The sequence below is a fragment of the Streptomyces altiplanensis genome (genome assembly GCF_053591575.1).
Window position 1 is genome coordinate 14,473 of record NZ_JBSFUB010000081.1, and the last position, 18,133, is coordinate 32,605.

The following is an 18,133-nucleotide window of genomic DNA, read 5'->3' on the forward strand; positions in this document are numbered from 1 at the left end:
GGTCGGGCTCTACGCGGTCTGGTGCGCCACCAGGGCCATCACCGCCACCAGCAGCGCCACGAGCGCCACCAGTGCCGCGGGGCTCAGCCCGCTCAGCGGGCCGCCCTCCTGCTGCATCCTCGCCCTGTTGGCCCGGCAGACCGGGCAGCGGCCCTGGTTCACCGGGGCCGCGCAGTTCGCGCACACCAGTCGGTCATAGGTCATGCGCTTTCCTCCTCCCGCGCGGCGGATCCGCCTGTACGCGTTCTCTCCGCCCAACGCTCAGGGAAACGCGACTGTTCCCCCTTCCACTGTGCCAGCTCCCACGTGTTCCGGCGCGCCCCGCCGGATCGAGGCCGCCGCGGTCCGCTCAGAACCGGTCACCGGTCCGTGAGCGATCCGTGATAAAACGGCCATCGCCGGACGCCGACTGCGCGCGCCCGCCCGGGTCGCGTATGGTCACGCTCACCTACTCCCGGCGACCGTGGTGCACCCGTGATCCGATTCGACAACGTCTCCAAGACCTACCCGAAGCAAAGCCGCCCCGCCCTCAGGGATGTCTCCCTGGAGGTCGAGAAGGGCGAATTCGTCTTCCTCGTGGGCTCTTCCGGCTCCGGCAAGTCAACCTTCCTGCGGCTGCTGCTGCGTGAGGAGCGCGCCAGCCACGGCATGGTGCACGTCCTGGGCAAGGACCTCGCGCGCCTGTCCAACTGGAAGGTGCCGCAGATGCGGCGCCAGCTCGGCACCGTGTTCCAGGACTTCCGCCTCCTCCCCAACAAGACCGTCGGGGAGAACGTCGCGTTCGCGCAGGAAGTCATCGGAAAGTCGCGCGGCGAGATCCGCAAGTCCGTACCCCAGGTCCTCGATCTCGTCGGCCTCGGTGGCAAGGAGAGCCGGATGCCCGGCGAACTCTCCGGCGGTGAGCAGCAGCGCGTGGCGATCGCGCGGGCGTTCGTCAACCGCCCGATGCTGCTGATCGCGGACGAGCCGACGGGCAATCTCGACCCGCAGACCTCCGTCGGCATCATGAAGCTGCTGGACCGCATCAACCGCACCGGCACCACTGTGGTGATGGCGACCCACGACCAGCAGATCGTCGACCAGATGCGCAAGCGCGTCATCGAACTTGAGAAGGGCCGCCTCGTGCGCGACCAGTCTCGCGGCGTCTACGGCTACCAGCACTGAAAGGACGCCATGCGCGCCCAGTTCGTCCTGTCGGAGATCGGCGTCGGTCTCCGCCGGAATCTCACCATGACCTTCGCGGTGGTCATCTCCGTCGCTCTCTCCCTCGCTCTCTTCGGCGGGGCCCTGCTCATGCGCGAGCAGGTGAGCACGATGAAGGGCTACTGGTACGACAAGGTCAACGTCTCGATCTACTTCTGCAACAAGAACGACGCGGAGACCGCCTCCACGTGCGACAAGGGCGCGGTCACCGCAGAGCAGAAGAAGCAGGTCAAGGACGACCTCGACAAGATGGACATCGTCAAGGACGTCCACTACGAGTCGGCCGACCAGGCGTTCAAGCACTACAAGGAGCAGTTCGGGGACACCTCGCTGGCCGACACCATCACCCCGGACCAGATGCAGGAGTCCTACCGGGTCAAGCTCGACGACCCGGAGAAGTACAAGGTGGTCGCGACCGCGTTCGCGGGCCGGGACGGCGTGCACTCCGTCGAGGACCAGCGCGGCATCCTCGACAACCTCTTCGAGCTGATGAACGGCATGAACGTGGCCGCACTCTGCGTGATGGCCCTGATGCTCGTCATCGCGCTGATGCTGATCGTCAACACCGTGCGCGTATCCGCCTTCAGCCGGCGGCGCGAGACGGGCATCATGCGGCTCGTCGGCGCGTCCAGTTTCTACATCCAGATGCCGTTCATCATGGAGGCCGCGTTCGCGGGCCTGATCGGCGGCGTGCTCGCCTGCGGGATGCTGCTCGTCGGCCGGTACTTCCTGATCGACCACGGCCTGGCGCTGTCCGAGAAGCTCAATCTCGTCAACTTCATCGGCTGGGACGCGGTGCTGGCCAAGCTGCCGCTGGTGCTCGCGATCGCGCTGCTGATGCCCGCGCTCGCCGGGTTCGTGGCGCTGCGCAAGTACCTCAAGGTGTGACATGAGCCCCGGGCGCCGTACGGTCAACCGACCGTGCGGCGCCCTTCGTTTGTCCTAGACTCGGCGCCATGCCAGGCCCGGAAGTCACCCTCCGTCCCCGTGGAATTCGCCGCGGGGCTGCCCTGACACTGGTCTTCGCGGCCGTACTCGTCACTGCCGCCGCCACCGACTGCTGGCAGCGCGACGAGGCGAAGTCCCCTTCCCTCCCCGCCCGTTCGATCGCGGCGACCGCCGACCGCGAGGAGGTCGCCGCCGCCGCAGCCCGGGCGATGGCCGACGGCAAGTCCGGCAAGGAGGCGGCCGAAGAGGTCGTCAGCCGCAGCGGTGACCGGTGGGGCGCGGTGTACGACCCGGCGGAGTACGAGGAGTTCACGCAGGCACTCGACGGCGAGTACACGGGCGTCGGACTGTCGGTCGAGCGCGCGCGCGGCGGCCGCGTCGAGGTGACCCGGGTGCGGTCCGGCGGCCCCGCCGGGCGGGCCGGGGTCAGGGAGGGCGACCGGCTCCGTACGATCGACGGCCGCCCGGTGGAGAACCGCCCCGTCACCGAAGTCGTCGGGCTCCTGCGCGGCGACGGCCCGGCGCGGGCGGGCAGCTCCGTCGTCCTCGGCCTGGAGCGCGGCGCGCGCCAGTGGCACGAGACGCTGCGCCGCGCGCGTCTGACCACCGAGGCCGTCACCGTGAAGCCGCTCGCGGACGGCGACGCCGTGCTGATCAAGGTGGCGTCCTTCACCAAGGGCTCGGGCGAGCGGGTGCGGGACGCGGTCCGCGCCGCGCCCGAGGGCCACGGCGTCCTCCTCGACCTGCGCGGCAACGGCGGCGGTCTCGTCGCCGAGGCCGTCACCGCCGCGTCCGCCTTCCTCGACGGCGGCCTGGTGGCGACGTACGACATGCGCGGCGAGCAGCGCGCGCTCCACGCGGAGCCGGGCGGGGACACCGCCCGGCCCCTCGTGGCGCTCGTCGACGGCGGCACCATGAGCGCGGCGGAGCTCGTCACGGGGGCGCTCCAGGACCGTGGCCGGGCGGTCACCGTGGGTTCGCGTACGTTCGGGAAGGGCTCGGTCCAGATGCCGAGCCGGCTGCCCGACGGCTCCGTGGCGGAGCTCACCGTCGGCCATTACCGGACCCCGGCGGGCCACAGCGTCGACGGCCGGGGCATCAGCCCGGACCTCGTGGTGAGCGAGCGGGCCGAGGAGCGGGCCCGGACAGTATTGAGTGGCCTCGGAGGAGGGTCGTAGTGCGAAAATGGCCGCACTATGGCTAAGGAAAAAGGGCGCAAGATGATCGCGCAGAACAAGAAGGCGCGACACGACTACCTCATCATCGACACCTACGAGGCCGGCATGGTCCTGACCGGCACCGAGGTGAAGTCCCTGCGGCAGGGGCGCGCCTCACTGGTGGACGGCTTCGTGCAGCTCGACGGGGGCGAGGCGTGGCTGCACAACGTGCACGTACCGGAGTACACGCAGGGGACCTGGACCAACCACTCCGCGCGCCGCAAGCGCAAGCTGCTGCTGAACCGGGCGGAGATCGACAAGCTCGCGAGCAAGTCGCAGGAGACGGGTCACACGATCGTGCCCCTGGCGATGTACTTCAAGGACGGCCGGGCCAAGATCGAGATCGCGCTGGCCAAGGGCAAGAAGGAGTACGACAAGCGGCAGACGCTGCGCGAGAAGCAGGACCTGCGCGAGACGAACCGGGCGATCTCGGCGGTGAAGCGCAGGGAGCGCGGGCGGCTCTGAGGGTCCGCCGGGACGGGCCGCCGGGCCGGGAGGAATAGGCTGGCACGGTCGTGCGTTGTTCACGTACGATGGCACCTGTGCCCCCCGGGGCGCGGCACCACCTTGATAAAACAACATGGGGATGATCGGTTTCGACAGCGGATGTCGAGGCAGGGGAAGCGAGTCGAGGAAGCGGCAATGATCTCGTTAACCATATGTCGCAACCAATAATCGCCGATTCCAAGCGCGATTCCTTCGCCCTCGCTGCCTAAGTAGCGACCTAGCGAAGTGTCAGCCCGGGGGTGTTCCCGACCCGGATCCTGGCATCATCAAGGGAACTAAACCACTCGGTCCGGTCACGGGATCGGGTGGGAAATCAAACAGTGACTGAGCCCGTCGGAGACTTGTCCGTGTGATCTCCGGGGCCGAGAAAAACGTAGCGGACTGCACTCGGAGAAGCCCTGTCTCCGCACCGTTGGACGCGGGTTCGATTCCCGCCATCTCCACAATTCCCATGTGAGCGAAGGCCCCGCCGTCCCTGTGACGGCGGGGCCTTCGTGGTGTACCGGGCGCGGAACGCACGCCCCGCCTACCGGGGCCGGCGCAGCGTGACGCAGAAGACCGTGGCCAGGCCCGCGGCCGCGACCGGCGCCAGGTAGGCCGCGGCCGGGGCCAGGTGCTCCGCGAGCCGGCCGCCGGTGGCCGAGCCCGCCGCTATGCCGCCCAGGATCGCGGTGACGGCCAGGGTCATGCCCTCGTTCAACCGGGCCTCGGGGACGACGCGTTGGATCAGCGCCATGCCGGTGATCATCGTCGGTGCGGTGGCCGCGCCCGCCGGCAGCAGGGCGCCCGCGACGGTGACCAGCGAGCCGGTGGAGGCCGCGAGCAGCGGCAGGAACATCAGGGCCGTCATCGCCGCGACACAGACGAGCAGGCGGCGGTACGGGTCGGCCGCCGGGCGCGCGGATCCGTACAGCAGGCCCGCCACGCACGATCCGGCCGCCTGGAGGGCGAGGACCGGGCCCGCGGCCGCGCTGTGGCCCAGACCGTCGGCGAAGGCGAGAGTGACGATCTCCATGGAGCCGAAGACCACGCCGGTGGCGAAGAAGACGGTCAGCAGGGCGGGGACACCGGGCAGGCGCAGAGGGGAGCGGGCCGTCTTGGCACGGGAGGCGACGGGCGGTTCCGTGGCGCGCTGGGCGGCGAAGACCAGGACACCGGTCATCAGGAGGACCGCGCCGGCCAGGGTGCCGGCCTCGGGGAAGAGCGCCGAGCAGAGGAAGGCGGCGGCGACCGGGCCGAGCATGAAGCACAGCTCGTCGACGGCCTGTTCGAAGGAGTTCGCGGTGTGCCGGGCCGCCGGGTCGTCGCGGTGCAGGTGGGCCCAGCGGGCGCGGGACATGCCGCCCGTGTTGGGGGTGGTGGCGGTCGCGGCGTATGCGGCGAAGAGCGTCCAGTCGGGCGCGTCGTAACGGACGCAGAGCAGCAGGGCCAGCGAGCCGAGCACGGCGACGGCGGTGGCGGGCACCGCGACGCGGGCCTGGCCGTACCGGTCGACGAGCCGGGCCGTCCAGGGCGCCACCAGGGCGGTGGCGGCGAAACCGGCCGCGGTGACGGCGCCCGCCAGGGCGTACGAGCCGCGCGAACCGGCGATCATCATGACCGCGCTCACGCTGAACATGCCCATCGGGATGCGGGCGAGGAGATTGCCCGCGGTGAAGGCGCGGGCGCCGGGGGCGGCGAAGAGGCGGCGGTAGGGGGAGAGGCGGCCGGGGCCGCGGCGGCGCGGTCCGTACGGGCCGTGACCGGGCCGGTGCGCGGCGATCAGTACGTCGCCGGACACGGCCAGGAGAGGGGAAGGGGGCTCATGGAGGGGCATGCACCGAGCTTCACGGCGGGCGTCACCGGTGGTCCAACACCTTCCGGGCACCGATTCACGCATCCGCGTTGTAAGTTCGCGGCGTGCCCCACGACATCGACCCCCGTCTGCTGCGCGCCTTCGAGGCGGTCGCCGAGGACCTGCACTTCACCCGCGCGGCAGCCAGACTCTACGTGGCCCAGCAGGCGCTGAGCCGTGACATCCGTCGCCTGGAGCGCGAGGTGGGCTCCGAGCTGTTCGTACGGTCCACCCGCAGCGTGTCGCTGACGGCGGACGGCGAGCGGCTCCTGCCCTACGCGCGACGCGTGCTGGCGGCGTACGACGAACTGGGCGGGGCCTGGGCGCGCGACGAGCGGCCACTGGTCTTCGATGTCGGCGCGTCGGTCGGCACCGCCCACCGGGTGCTGGAGGAGGCCCGGGCGGCCGCGCCCGACGTCGAGTTCGTCGCGCGCTTCCACAGCGGCCTGACGGGCGCGGCCGCCGCGATCCTCGGCGGCAGGCTGGACGTCTCGTCGGGGCGGGTCGCCGGGCTCGACCCGGCGGTGCTCGACCAGCTGGAGCACCGGCCGGTGCGCTTCGAGCGGATGGCCGTACTGCTCCCCGAGGACCATCCGCTGGCCGCGCTGGACGAGGTGCCGCTGGACGCGCTGGCGGGGGAGACCCTCTACGCGGGGGCGGGCAATCCGGCCACCGCGGAATGGACCGATCTGGCGGTACGGCTGTTCGCCGGGCGGGGCATCGAGGTGGCGGCTCCGTTCCCGGAGATCGAGGGCGCCGAGGAGTTCGTCCGGCTCGTCCGCCGGCGGCGGTGGTCGGTTCTGGCGAGCACCGAGTTCATCACGGTGCCCGGCATGGAGCTGCGGCCGGTCGTGAAGCCCGTACCCCTGTCGCCCATCTCGCTCGTGTGGCGGAAAGGGCTGCGGCACAAGGGGCTTGAAGTGCTGAGAAGGACAAGGGACGAGCTCGTGGAGCGTCATGGCTGGCTGGACCTGCCCGCCGACGGGTGGCTCCCCGAGGCCGACATGTCACTGATGCTCGGCAGCGACTGACACGCCACCCCGCCTGCCGGACGAGCGCGTCGTACGCCGGCACCGTCTTCGAGCCCGCCACCGTCCGGCCGCCGACGGTCTGACGATCCTGGCCGCGGGCCGGCCGGAGGACGTCGCGGCCCAGCGCGGGCCGCGCCCGGGGCCCGGCGGCCCACCCCGCGGGGGAAGCCGCTCACAGAAGCGGTGAGTGCCGGGTGAGAGCAAGGTTGCGCGCCGGTCACCTCACGGCACGGGCCTGAAATCCGCCGTGCCTAGCGTCGCCTCCACGACCCGATCACTCGTGGAGGCACGTCATGGCAGGCCGGTGGATCGAACAGTGGGACCCCGAGGACGACACCTTCTGGAAGCGGACGGGTGAGCGGATCGCCCGCCGCAACCTGATCTTCTCCGTCCTCTCCGAGCACATCGGGTTCTCCATCTGGACCCTGTGGTCCGTCATGGTGCTCTTCATGGGGCCGGAGTACGGCATCGACCCGGCCGGCAAGTTCTTCCTGATCGGCACGGCCACCCTCGTCGGAGCGGTCGCCCGCATCCCCTACACCTTCGCCGTGGCCCGCTTCGGCGGCCGCAACTGGACCGTCTTCAGCGCGCTGATGCTCCTGCTGCCCACGGGCGCGGCGTACGCCGTGATGGAGCCGGGCACCTCCTACACCACCTTCATGGTGGTCGCGGCCCTCACCGGCGTCGGCGGCGGCAACTTCGCCTCCTCCATGACCAACATCAACTCCTTCTTCCCGCTCCGCAAGAAGGGCTGGGCGCTCGGCCTCAACGCGGGCGGCGGCAACATCGGCGTACCCGTCGTGCAACTGGCCGGCCTGCTGGTCATCGCCGTGGCCGGGGCGGACCACCCCCGCGTCCTGCTCGGCGCGTACATCCCGCTGATCATCCTCGCGGCCGTGTGCGCCGCGCTGCGGATGGACAACCTGGCGCCCGTGCGCAACGACACCGGGGCGGCGAAGGCGGCCGTCCGCGACCGGCACACGTGGATCATGGCCTTCCTGTACGTCGGGACGTTCGGCTCCTTCATCGGCTACAGCTTCGCGTTCGGTCTGGTCCTCCAGACCCAGTTCGGCCGTACGCCGCTCCAGGCGGCCTCGCTCACCTTCATCGGCCCGCTGCTCGGCTCCCTGATCCGGCCCCTCGGCGGCTCCCTCGCCGACCGCTTCGGCGGCGCCCGCATCACGCTGTGGAACTTCGCCGCGATGGCGGCCGCGACATCCGTCGTCGTCTACGCCTCCACGACCGCGTCGCTCCCCGTCTTCCTCACCGGCTTCACGGCGCTCTTCGTCCTCTCCGGCCTCGGCAACGGCTCGACGTACAAGATGATCCCCGCGATCTTCCAGGCGAAGGCGCTGGCGAAGGGCATGGAGGGCGAGGCGGCCGCCGCGTACGGGCGGCGGCTCTCCGGGGCCTCCATGGGCCTGATCGGCGCGGTCGGCGCGCTCGGCGGGCTGGCGATCAACCTCGCCTTCCGCCAGTCCTTCCAGACGGCGGGAACGGGAACGGCGGCCTTCGCGGCCTTCCTGGCCTTCTACGCCGTGTGCTTCACGGTCACCTGGGCGGTATACCTTCGACGTCCGGTCGCCACACCGGCGAAGCCGCAGCTCACCTACGCCGAGGTCTGAGCCGCGCGACTCCGTTAACGGCCGGGAAATACGAAGGAACCGAGCCTGTCACGTGGTGTTGACAGGCTCGGTCCTCCGCACCACCAGCACAGGAGCCGGGTAGCGATGTCCGTGAACAACACCACGCACGAACCAGAGCACGGCCCGCTCGCGGGCTTCACCGTCGGCGTCACCGCCGCCCGGCGCGCCGACGAGCTGGGCACGCTGCTGACCCGCCGGGGCGCGGCGGTCCTGCACGCCCCCGCCCTGCGGATCGTGCCGCTCGCCGACGACAGCGAACTCCTCACCCTCACCGAACAGCTCATCGACCACGCACCCGACGTGGTGATCGCCACCACGGCCATCGGCTTCCGCGGCTGGGTGGAGGCGGCGGACGGCTGGGGCCTGGGCGAGGCCCTCCTGTCCCGCCTCCAGGGCGTCGAACTCCTCGCCCGCGGCCCCAAGGTGAAGGGCGCCATCCGCGCCGCCGGCCTCACCGAGGAGTGGTCACCCACCTCGGAGTCCATGGCCGAGGTCCTCGACCGCCTCCTCGCCGAAGGCGTGGAGGGCCGCCGCATCGCGATCCAGCTGCACGGCGAACCGCTGCCCGGCTTCGTCGAGGCGCTGCGGGCCGGGGGCGCGGAAGTCGTCGGCGTACCGGTCTACCGCTGGATGCCGCCCGAGGACATCACGCCGCTCGACCGCCTCATCGACGCCACGGTGGGCCGCGGCGTGGACGCCCTGGCCTTCACCAGCGCCCCCGCCGCGGCGTCCTTCCTCTCCCGGGCCGAGGAACGCGGCATGCTCCCCGGCCTCCTGGCGGCCCTCGGTCACGACGTACTGTCGGCCTGCGTGGGCCCGGTGACAGCCCTCCCCCTCCAGGCGCACGGCATCGACACGGCGCAGCCCGAGCGCTTCCGCCTCGGCCCCCTGGTCCAGCTGATCTGCCGTGAACTCCCGCACCGCGCCCGCACCCTGCCGGTCGCGGGCCGCAGCGTCGAGATCCGCGGCCACGCCGTCGTGGTCGACGGCGAGCTGCGCCCCGTGCCGCCCGCGGGCATGTCCCTGCTGCGGGCGCTGGCCCGCCGCCCGGGCTGGGTCGTCTCCCGGGCGGACCTCCTCCGGGCACTGCCGGGTTCCGGCCGCGACGAACACGCCGTCGAAACGGCGATGGCCCGCCTGCGCGCCTCCCTCGGCGCGCCCAACCTCATCCAGACGGTGGTCAAGCGCGGCTACCGCCTGGCGCTGGACCCGGCGGCGGACACGAAGTACGCGGACGCGTAACGCCTGCGGCGTGGCGGCGGGGGAGGGCCCGGGGCCGAGGCGTACAGGCAGGCGCGGGACGCGCCCGCCGCTTCGCGTGCCACGGTGGCGGGAGGAGACGTCCCGACGCGGCACCGGCCCCGGAGCCCCGGCCCCACCGCCCCCCGCGTGGCGGCGTTTACCGTACGGAGGTGATCTCCGACCCCCGCCCCCTCGCCGACAACGCCGTGCTCCGCCCCGCCACCCCCGACGACGCCGCCCCCCTCGCCGAGGCCCTGGCCCGCAGCCGCGCGTACATGCGCCCCTGGGAGCCGGACCGCCCGGAGGCCTTCTACACCCCCGAGGGCCAGGCCGGCCGCCTGGCCGCACGGCTGGCGGAAATGGCGGAGGGCCGCGCGGTGCCGTGGGTCCTCACCGAGGGCGCAGCCGTCATCGGCGGCCTCACCCTCTCCCACATCGTCCTGGGCCCCTTCCGCAGCGCCAGTCTCGGCTACTGGACCGACGTCACCCGCACCGGCCGCGGCCTCGCCACCGCCGCCGTCGCGGAAGTGTGCCGCGCGGCCCGCGACGACCTCGGCCTGCACCGCGTCGAGGCCGGCACCGTCCTCGACAACGCCGCGTCGCAGCGCGTCCTGGCCAAGAACGGTTTCGAGGAGATCGGCATCGCCCCGGAGTACCTCCACATCAACGGCGAGTGGCGCGACCACAGGCTCTTCCAGCGCATCCTGCACCGGTAGGAGGGGTTCCGGCCGGCCGGAACGCCGGGCACTCTGGGTGGGACGGCGAAGGCACCCACCGGTGACCCCGAGGCGGTGACAGACGCATGGCGGCGCACACGGGCACACGCGGGTCGCGGTTCGTCTCCGGCCGGGTCTGCCTGGACCTGGTGGCGACGGGCCCGGTCCCCACCGAGCAGCTGAGCCACCCGGGACGTCTGCGGGAGTGGCTGGTGGGCACACGGCTCGTCCCCCACGACGCGCCCCTGGACGCCGTGGACGACGCGTGGCTCCACGACTTCACCGAAGTACGCGCGCACATCGGCGCATTGGTCCGCGCGGAGCTGGAGGGACGCGCCGCCCCCCGGGCCCTGGACCGCGTCAACGCACTGGCCGCCGCCCCGCCCCCCGGCGTCAGGGCCGTACGCACCCCCGACGGCGCCTGGGCCAGGGCGCTCACCGGCGACGCCCCCGAACGCGCGGCCCTGCTCGCCGCCGTCGCCCGTGACGCGGTGGACCTGCTGACCGACCCTGTGGCCCGCGCCCGCCTGCGCGCGTGCGAGGGAGACAACTGCCGCCGCCTGTACCTGGACACGTCCAGGGGCCGCCGCAGGCGCTGGTGCTCCAGCGAGGTGTGCGGCAACCGGGAACGGGTCGCCCGGCACCGGCGGCGCGCGCTGGCGGCGGCGCGCGCCGAAAGTTTCTCCGGATCGCGTTGAGTCGATCGCCACACGCCTGCGTAGTGATGGGGGAGGGAGCCACACAGGGTCTCGACCGGGAGGTTCGGGTGCGCGAGGATGCGGCCGTGGCCGATAGCCGACAGCACAGGGCTCGACATCGCAGCGAGCGCCCACGCGCCCAGAGGCCGGTCCCCGACGAGGAGTTGATGCGAGCGCTCTACCGTGAACACGCCGGGCCACTGCTCGCCTACGTACTGCGCCTCGTCGCCGGCGACCGCCAGCGCGCCGAGGACGTCGTGCAGGAGACGCTCATCCGTGCCTGGAAGAACGCCGGTCAGCTCAACCGGGCCACCGGTTCCGTCCGCCCCTGGCTGGTGACGGTCGCGCGCCGCATCGTCATCGACAACCACCGCAGCCGGCAGTCCCGGCCGCAGGAGGTCGATCCGTCGCCGCTGGAGGTCATGCCCGCGGAGGACGAGATCGACAAGGCGCTGTGGCTGATGACGCTCTCCGACGCGCTCGACGATTTGACCCCCGCCCACCGGGAAGCACTTGTCGAGACGTACTTCAGAGGGCGTACGGTCAACGAGGCGGCCGAAGTGCTGGGCATACCCAGCGGGACCGTCAGGTCCCGGGTCTTCTACGCACTGCGCTCGATGAAGCTCGCGCTGGAGGAACGAGGGGTGACGGTATGACGACGTACGACCGGCACTCCGGGCACGACGCCGTCGGCGCCTACGTGCTCGGCATTCTGGACGACGCGGACGCCACCGCCTTCGAGGCCCACCTGGCCGGCTGCGACCACTGCGCAGCCCAGCTCGACGACTTCGCCGGCATGGAGCCGATGATGGCGCTCCTGGCCGAATCCCCGGGTCCGCCGCCGCAGTTGACCGAGCCGAGCCCCCAGCTCCTCGGCCGGCTGACCGGCGAGGTCGCCGCGGGCCGCGCGCGGAGCCGCCGCCGCGCGCTCTACCTGGTCGCGGCCGCCGCGGTACTGGCCGTCGGCGGCCCCGCGGTCACCCTCCTGGCCACCTCGGACGGCGACGGCAGGGGCGGCCCGGCCGGCAACGTCGCGGGAGGGGCCCACCCCACCAGCCCGGCCGAGGACGCCTTCTTCCACCACATGGAGGAGAAGGTCACCGCGACCGACGCCGTCACCGAGGTCAGTGCGGCCGTCGGCATGGAGAAGAAGGGCTGGGGCACCCACACCGTCCTGGAACTCAAGAACGTCAGGGGCCCGCTGAAGTGCAGCCTGATCGCCGTCTCGAAGGACGGCGAGGAGGAGACGGTGACGAGCTGGGCCGTCCCCGCATGGGGCTACGGCATCCCGGACAGCACGCACAAGGCGGCGAAGAACCCGCTGTACGTCCACGGCGGCGCGGCGATGAACCGCGGCGAGATCGACCGCTTCGAGGTCCGGACCTTCGACGGACAGCGCCTGGTCGAGGTCGAAGCCTGACAGACCAGCACAATTCCCCGTTCCTGACAGGTGCGGTCGCGGCTCCCCGTCGCGTACGGTTGACGGCTGCCCGCAGCACGTCAGAAGGGGGCCTCGGTGGCCGCGCAGGATGCCGCTGTCGATTCCGTGAATTCCGTGTCCGACTCCTCTTCCCAGGAGTCGGCGCGGACACGTGAGATCGGTGTGGAACAGGATCATCTGGATCAGGTGTACCGCCGTCTGGAGGAGAAGATCCACGAGGCGGAATTCCTCATGAACGACGCCGCCCAGCGCGGCCAGGTCGGCACGCCCGGCGCGCTCGCCGAGCGCGACGCGCAGGTCTTCCGCGCCGGAATCCACCTCAACCGGCTCAACAACGAGTTCGAGGACTTCCTCTTCGGACGCATCGACCTGCTCCTGGGCAGGGACGGCGAGAAGGGCCCGGACGGCGCGTACACCTCGGTGGAGCCGGCCGAGGACGCGGTACGCCCCGACCTCACCGCGGAGATCGCCGAGACCCTGCACATCGGGCGCATCGGCGTACTCGACTCCGACTACTCCCCGCTGGTCATCGACTGGCGCGCCCCGGCCGCCGCGCCGTTCTACCGCTCCACGCCCAAGGAGCCGGGCCGCGTCGTGCGCCGCCGGGTCATCCGCTCCAAGGGCCGCAAGGTGCTCGGCGTCGAGGACGACCTGATGCGCCCGGAGCTGACCGCCACCCTCGGCGGCGCCCCGCTGCCCGTCATCGGCGACGGCGCCCTGATGGCGGCGCTCGGGCAGGCCCGCAGCCACACCATGCGCGACATCGTGTCGTCCATCCAGGCCGAGCAGGACATGGTCATCCGCGCCCCCGCCGCCTCCGTCACGGAGGTCTCCGGCGGCCCCGGCACCGGCAAGACCGCCGTGGCCCTGCACCGCGCCGCGTACCTGCTCTACCAGGACCGGCGGAAGTACGCGGGCGGCATCCTCATCGTGTCCCCGACGCCGCTGCTCGTCGCGTACACCGAGGGCGTGCTGCCGTCCCTCGGCGAGGAGGGCCAGGTCGCGATCCGCGCGGTGGGCTCGCTGGTCGACGGCGCGGAGGCGTCGACGTACGACGAACCGAACATCGCCCGCATCAAGGGCTCCTCCCGCATGCTCAAGGTGCTGCGCAACGCGGCACGCGGCGCCCTGGACGCGCCGCCCGCCCCGGCGGCCCCCGCCGAGGACGGCCAGCTGACGTTCGGCGAGGAGGAGGAGAACGCGCCCGGCGGGAACGAGACCCCCACCCGCCTGCGCGTGGTCGCCTTCGGTCAGCGCGTGGAGCTGGACGCCGAGGAGCTGAAGCGCATCCGCCACAACGTCCTCGGCGCCACCGCCCCCGTCAACCTGCTGCGCCCCCGCGCCCGCAAGCTCCTCCTGGACGCCCTCTGGTCCAAGTCCAGCGGCCGGGGCAGGGCCGTGTCTTCTTTCGGGGGGGACCAGGAACTGATCGCCGAGCTCCGCTCCGGCTTCGACGAGGACATCTCGACCGAGACCGACTTCATCGAGTTCCTCGACGCCTGGTGGCCCGAGCTCACCCCGCGCCGGGTGCTCGCCGCCATGGCCGACGACAAGCGCCTGGGCCGCTGGGCCCGCCGCGCGCTGAACCCGCGCGAGACCCGTCAGCTGGCCCGCTCCCTGCGCCGCCTGGACGCGGACGGCAACGGCCCGCTGTCCGTGCACGACGTGGCGCTCCTCGACGAGCTCCAGACACTGCTCGGCGCCCCGGCCCGCCCCAGGCGCAAGCGCGAGTACGACCCCCTGGACCAGCTCAGCGGCCTGGAGGAGCTGATGCCGCGGCGCGAGGAGACCCAGTGGGAGCGGGCCGAGCGGCTCGCGCAGGAGCGCACGGAGTACGCGCACGTCATCGTCGACGAGGCCCAGGACCTCACGCCCATGCAGTGGCGGATGGTCGGCCGCCGCGGCCGGCACGCCACCTGGACGATCGTCGGCGACGCGGCGCAGTCCTCGTGGACCGACCCGGACGAGGCGGCCGCGGCCCGCGACGAGGCCCTCGGCGCCCGCCCGCGCCGCCGCTTCACGCTCACCGTGAACTACCGCAACCCGGCGGAGATCGCGGCCCTGGCGGCCAAGGTCCTGGAGCGTGCCATGCCGGGCATGGAGTCGCCCGCGGCGGTCCGGTCCACGGGGGTGGAGCCGCGCTTCGCCGTCGTGCGGGACAACGACCTCGCCCGGACCACCCGCCAGGAGGCGCAGCGCCTCCTGGACCGCGTGGACGGCACCGTCGGCGTCGTCGTCGCGATGCACCGGCGCGCGCAGGCCCGCAAGTGGCTCGCGCCGCTCGGCGAGCGCGTGGTGGCGCTCGGCAGCCTGGAGGCGAAGGGGCTGGAGTACGACGCGACGGTCGTCGTGGCGCCGGCCGAGATCGCGGAGGAGTCCCCGGCGGGCCTGCGGGTGCTGTACGTGGCGCTGACGCGTGCGACGCAGCAGCTCACGGTCGTGTCCGGGGAGCGGGACAAGCCCGGTCCGGACGGGGTCCCCGCGCTGCTGGGGGACTGAACCGAAGTCAACACGGGACGAGGCCGTCACTTGCCGGGGTGGTTTGTTAGCCTGGGGGTGGCACCGGCTCGATCCAAGCCCCCGGGCCCAACCTTAGTCGCTACGAGCGACCACTTGCCGCGAGGCGAGCATGGCGGGCCGGTGTCACTCAGTACGTAGATACATACAAAGAAGAGGTCCGTGGCACCCCCGGGTGCCACGGACCTCTTCTGTTTCACCTGCGGTTCTCGTATGGTGGAAAATACTTTCCGAAAACTAAATGACCGCATTACCTGCTACCCGCAGGTAGGTGCGACCATCGGAAGGCGCTGCCGGGCATCAGTCGCGGCCGCGTAGCAATGAAGCTAGGGAAAGCAGAGGAAGTCGGCCATGGCAACGGCGCCCAGCGTCTCGTACTCGATGACGGTCCGGCTGGAGGTCCCCGCGAGCGGGACCGCGGTCAGCCAGCTCACCACGGCCGTGGAGTCCTCCGGCGGGTCGGTGACCGGCCTCGACGTGACCGCCTCCGGCCACGAGAAGCTGCGGATCGACGTCACGATCGCGGCCACCTCGACCGCGCACGCCGACGAGATCGTCGAGGGACTGCGCGAGATCGAGGGCGTGGTGCTGGGCAAGGTCTCCGACCGTACGTTCCTGATGCACCTCGGCGGCAAGATCGAGATGGCGTCCAAGCACCCCATCCGCAGCCGTGACGACCTCTCGATGATCTACACCCCGGGCGTCGCGCGCGTCTGCATGGCGATCGCCGAGAACCCCGAGGACGCCCGCCGCCTCACCATCAAGCGCAACTCCGTCGCCGTGGTGACGGACGGCTCCGCGGTGCTCGGCCTCGGCAACATCGGCCCGATGGCCGCGCTGCCGGTCATGGAGGGCAAGGCGGCCCTCTTCAAGCGCTTCGCCGGCATCGACGCCTGGCCGATCTGCCTGGACACCCAGGACACCGACGCGATCGTCGAGATCGTCAAGGCCATCGCCCCCGGCTTCGCGGGCATCAACCTCGAGGACATCTCCGCGCCGCGCTGCTTCGAGATCGAGGCCCGTCTGCGCGAGGCCCTCGACATCCCCGTCTTCCACGACGACCAGCACGGCACGGCCATCGTGGTGCTCGCCTCGCTGACCAACGCGCTGCGCGTGGTCGGCAAGTCGATCGGCGACGTGCGGGTCGTCATGTCCGGCGCCGGCGCGGCCGGCACGGCCATCCTCAAGCTCCTGATCGCCGCGGGCGTCAAGCACGCGGTCGTCGCGGACATCCACGGCGTGGTGCACGCGGCCCGCGAGGACCTCGTCGACGCCGCCCCGGAGTCGGCGCTGCGCTGGATCGCCGACAACACCAACCCGGAGGGCGTCACCGGCACCCTCAAGGAGGCCGTGGTCGGCGCGGACGTCTTCATCGGCGTCTCGGCGCCCAACGTCCTGGGCGGCGACGACGTCGCGGCGATGGCGGACGGCGCGATCGTGTTCGCGCTCGCGAATCCCGACCCGGAGGTCGAGCCGGCAATCGCCCGTCAGACGGCGGCCGTTGTGGCCACGGGACGCTCGGACTTCCCGAACCAGATCAACAACGTGCTGGTCTTCCCCGGCGTCTTCCGCGGCCTCCTGGACGCCCACTCGCGGACTGTCAACACGGAGATGATGCTGGCCGCGGCCGCCGCCCTCGCGGACGTCGTCACCGAGGACGAGCTCAACGCGAACTACATCATCCCGTCCGTCTTCAACGACAAGGTCGCGGGCGCGGTCGCGGGCGCCGTCCGTACGGCCGCGAAGGCCGTGGGGTCCACTGTGACGGGTTCCACGTCCGCCTGACCCCTCCGGGCCCTTCCCGGCGGGATCCACCCGGCGCGTCGCGGGTCGCGGGCTCTGAGGGACCCCTTTAGGGTGGCGGGCAATGAGCCCGCAGGGTCCCGCGGAGCCTGCGGTCCGCTTCCGGCAGCGGACGGAGCGTCACCAAGACGAGGCCGTGGCGCTTTTCGTGTGACTCCGGAGGGTGCCGGATTGGCTTTCCCGCCGCTGGTGGGGGCAGGATGCGTATTTGGGCGCGAGGGTCTGACGACAGACCCGGGTCCGGGGACTGTCCGAGGGCCCTGGCAGCATCGGCTTCGATCTCACGCCTTACAGGCAAGAAGAACACGGGAGTAACAACATGAACCGCAGTGAGCTGGTGGCCGCCCTGGCCGACCGCGCCGACGTGACCCGCAAGGACGCCGACGCCGTGCTGGCCGCTCTTGCCGAGACCGTCGGTGAGATCGTCGCCAAGGGCGACGAGAAGGTCACCATCCCCGGCTTCCTGACCTTCGAGCGCACCCACCGTGCCGCTCGCACCGCTCGTAACCCGCAGACCGGCGACCCGATCCAGATCCCGGCCGGCTACAGCGTGAAGGTCTCCGCGGGCTCCAAGCTCAAGGAAGCCGCCAAGGGCAAGTAACACCCAAGGCAGACCCGAAGGGGGCGGTCGTCCGGAACATGCCGGACGACCGCCCCCTTCGGCGTGTCCGGGCGCGTGTGTGCTTGTGCACGCGCACACCTGCGTACGGGGCCTGCCGCGGTGCCGGGCGCCCGAGGAGCGCCGTCGGCGGCCGGCGGACCCACCGCCGGAGCCGCAGCGGCGCCGGTGGCGGCCCCGGCGGCGGGGCGGGCCCTCCGGGGCCCGGCGGCGCGCCGTGTCCCCGCAGAAGCCCGGCCACGGTCTCCAGCCGCCGGTGCCGACGCCCCTCGGGGCGCCGCCCATGGCGCGGAACGGGGCCGGGATGCCCGGCGACGAGGAATTTCCGGCACATTTCGGACGCATTCCCGCTCGGGTGGTTTACGCCCCGGAAAAGTGGTGAGGAACGGCTTCGCCGACACCATGACCCCCTGACCCAGGAGCACCCGTGCGCGCATCGAACCCGGCCCGACCGAGCCGTTCCCTCCTTCTGGTGGGCGCCGCGCTCCTGACGGCGACGCTCGCCGCCAGCATCGGATCGGCCCCGGGCCCGGCCGGCGCGGACGGCCGGGCGTCGAAGAGCACCTCGGTCTCCGCCGGGCAGGACTGAGCACGGCCGAAGGGGCGGCCACCCGGATGAAACAGGAGGTGTCCGGCATGGTGGGACTGGGACTCGCGCTGCTGGTCGGGCTGAGCGTCGCCGGCGTCTTCCAGGGCGTCAGGATGTACCGC

Annotated in this window: 17 protein-coding genes and 1 other RNA gene; 16 read left to right on the plus strand and 2 right to left on the minus strand. The window is 71.9% G+C overall.

The window, feature by feature from the left end:
• Nucleotides 1–9: 9 nt before the first annotated feature.
• Nucleotides 10–204 carry a hypothetical protein gene (locus ACWD0Y_RS27715; protein WP_093800613.1) on the minus strand — a complete coding sequence of 65 codons (195 nt, stop codon included), beginning with the start codon at nucleotides 202–204 and terminating at the stop codon, nucleotides 10–12.
• 270 nt (nucleotides 205–474) lie between these two features.
• Here ACWD0Y_RS27715 and ftsE point away from each other — a divergent pair, with 270 nt between their 5' ends.
• The 5 genes from ftsE to ssrA all read left to right on the plus strand — a co-directional run bounded on the left by ftsE (nucleotide 475) and on the right by ssrA (nucleotide 4,321).
• A complete protein-coding gene (ftsE, locus tag ACWD0Y_RS27720; RefSeq protein ID WP_093800614.1) occupies nucleotides 475–1,164 on the plus strand; it encodes a cell division ATP-binding protein FtsE in 690 nt (229 codons plus the stop codon).
• Nucleotides 1,165–1,173: 9 nt separating this feature from the next.
• Entirely contained in the window at nucleotides 1,174–2,091 is a 918-nt protein-coding gene (ftsX, locus tag ACWD0Y_RS27725; protein WP_093800615.1) for a permease-like cell division protein FtsX, read from the plus strand.
• 68 nt (nucleotides 2,092–2,159) lie between these two features.
• The gene (locus ACWD0Y_RS27730) at nucleotides 2,160–3,329 is read left to right on the plus strand and encodes a S41 family peptidase (RefSeq protein ID WP_450263054.1); all 1,170 of its coding nucleotides are present in this window, start codon (nucleotides 2,160–2,162) and stop codon (nucleotides 3,327–3,329) included.
• A gap of 18 nt (nucleotides 3,330–3,347) precedes the next feature.
• Nucleotides 3,348–3,833, plus strand: coding sequence for an SsrA-binding protein SmpB (gene smpB / locus ACWD0Y_RS27735; RefSeq protein ID WP_093800617.1), 486 nt, complete (start codon nucleotides 3,348–3,350; stop codon nucleotides 3,831–3,833).
• Nucleotides 3,834–3,950: 117 nt separating this feature from the next.
• Nucleotides 3,951–4,321: a transfer-messenger RNA gene (gene ssrA / locus ACWD0Y_RS27740) on the plus strand.
• Between the two features lie 80 nt (nucleotides 4,322–4,401).
• Here ssrA and ACWD0Y_RS27745 read toward each other — a convergent pair.
• Nucleotides 4,402–5,691 carry an MFS transporter gene (locus tag ACWD0Y_RS27745; protein WP_450263055.1) on the minus strand — a complete coding sequence of 430 codons (1,290 nt, stop codon included), beginning with the start codon at nucleotides 5,689–5,691 and terminating at the stop codon, nucleotides 4,402–4,404.
• Nucleotides 5,692–5,774: 83 nt separating this feature from the next.
• On the opposite strand from ACWD0Y_RS27745, the gene ACWD0Y_RS27750 reads away from it, so the two are divergent.
• The 11 genes from ACWD0Y_RS27750 (at nucleotide 5,775) to ACWD0Y_RS27800 (ending at nucleotide 18,011) form a co-directional block, all read left to right on the plus strand.
• Nucleotides 5,775–6,740, plus strand: coding sequence for a LysR family transcriptional regulator (locus ACWD0Y_RS27750; RefSeq protein WP_450263056.1), 966 nt, complete (start codon nucleotides 5,775–5,777; stop codon nucleotides 6,738–6,740).
• A 293-nt stretch (nucleotides 6,741–7,033) separates the two neighbouring features.
• Nucleotides 7,034–8,365: an MFS transporter gene (locus ACWD0Y_RS27755; RefSeq protein WP_450263057.1), complete on the plus strand. Its 1,332-nt coding sequence runs from the start codon at nucleotides 7,034–7,036 to the stop codon at nucleotides 8,363–8,365.
• A gap of 105 nt (nucleotides 8,366–8,470) precedes the next feature.
• Complete coding sequence (locus ACWD0Y_RS27760; RefSeq protein ID WP_450263058.1) at nucleotides 8,471–9,628, plus strand: uroporphyrinogen-III synthase; 1,158 nt, start codon at nucleotides 8,471–8,473, stop codon at nucleotides 9,626–9,628.
• Between the two features lie 170 nt (nucleotides 9,629–9,798).
• Nucleotides 9,799–10,344, plus strand: a complete 546-nt coding sequence (locus ACWD0Y_RS27765) for a GNAT family N-acetyltransferase (RefSeq protein WP_450263059.1) — start codon at nucleotides 9,799–9,801, stop codon at nucleotides 10,342–10,344.
• 86 nt (nucleotides 10,345–10,430) lie between these two features.
• Complete coding sequence (locus tag ACWD0Y_RS27770; protein ID WP_450263060.1) at nucleotides 10,431–11,042, plus strand: CGNR zinc finger domain-containing protein; 612 nt, start codon at nucleotides 10,431–10,433, stop codon at nucleotides 11,040–11,042.
• Nucleotides 11,043–11,068: 26 nt separating this feature from the next.
• The gene (locus ACWD0Y_RS27775; RefSeq protein WP_450263061.1) at nucleotides 11,069–11,698 is read left to right on the plus strand and encodes a sigma-70 family RNA polymerase sigma factor; all 630 of its coding nucleotides are present in this window, start codon (nucleotides 11,069–11,071) and stop codon (nucleotides 11,696–11,698) included.
• Nucleotides 11,695–12,462 carry an anti-sigma factor family protein gene (locus tag ACWD0Y_RS27780; protein WP_450263062.1) on the plus strand — a complete coding sequence of 256 codons (768 nt, stop codon included), beginning with the start codon at nucleotides 11,695–11,697 and terminating at the stop codon, nucleotides 12,460–12,462. Before ACWD0Y_RS27775 ends, ACWD0Y_RS27780 begins: the two co-directional genes overlap by 4 nt.
• Before the next feature lie 96 nt (nucleotides 12,463–12,558).
• Entirely contained in the window at nucleotides 12,559–14,982 is a 2,424-nt protein-coding gene (locus ACWD0Y_RS27785; RefSeq protein ID WP_450263063.1) for a HelD family protein, read from the plus strand.
• Nucleotides 14,983–15,351: 369 nt separating this feature from the next.
• A complete protein-coding gene (locus tag ACWD0Y_RS27790) occupies nucleotides 15,352–16,785 on the plus strand; it encodes a malic enzyme-like NAD(P)-binding protein (protein ID WP_450263064.1) in 1,434 nt (477 codons plus the stop codon).
• Nucleotides 16,786–17,122: 337 nt separating this feature from the next.
• Complete coding sequence (locus ACWD0Y_RS27795; protein ID WP_028815325.1) at nucleotides 17,123–17,404, plus strand: HU family DNA-binding protein; 282 nt, start codon at nucleotides 17,123–17,125, stop codon at nucleotides 17,402–17,404.
• A 445-nt stretch (nucleotides 17,405–17,849) separates the two neighbouring features.
• The gene (locus ACWD0Y_RS27800) at nucleotides 17,850–18,011 is read left to right on the plus strand and encodes a hypothetical protein (protein WP_450263065.1); all 162 of its coding nucleotides are present in this window, start codon (nucleotides 17,850–17,852) and stop codon (nucleotides 18,009–18,011) included.
• The last annotated feature ends 122 nt before the right edge of the window (nucleotides 18,012–18,133 follow it).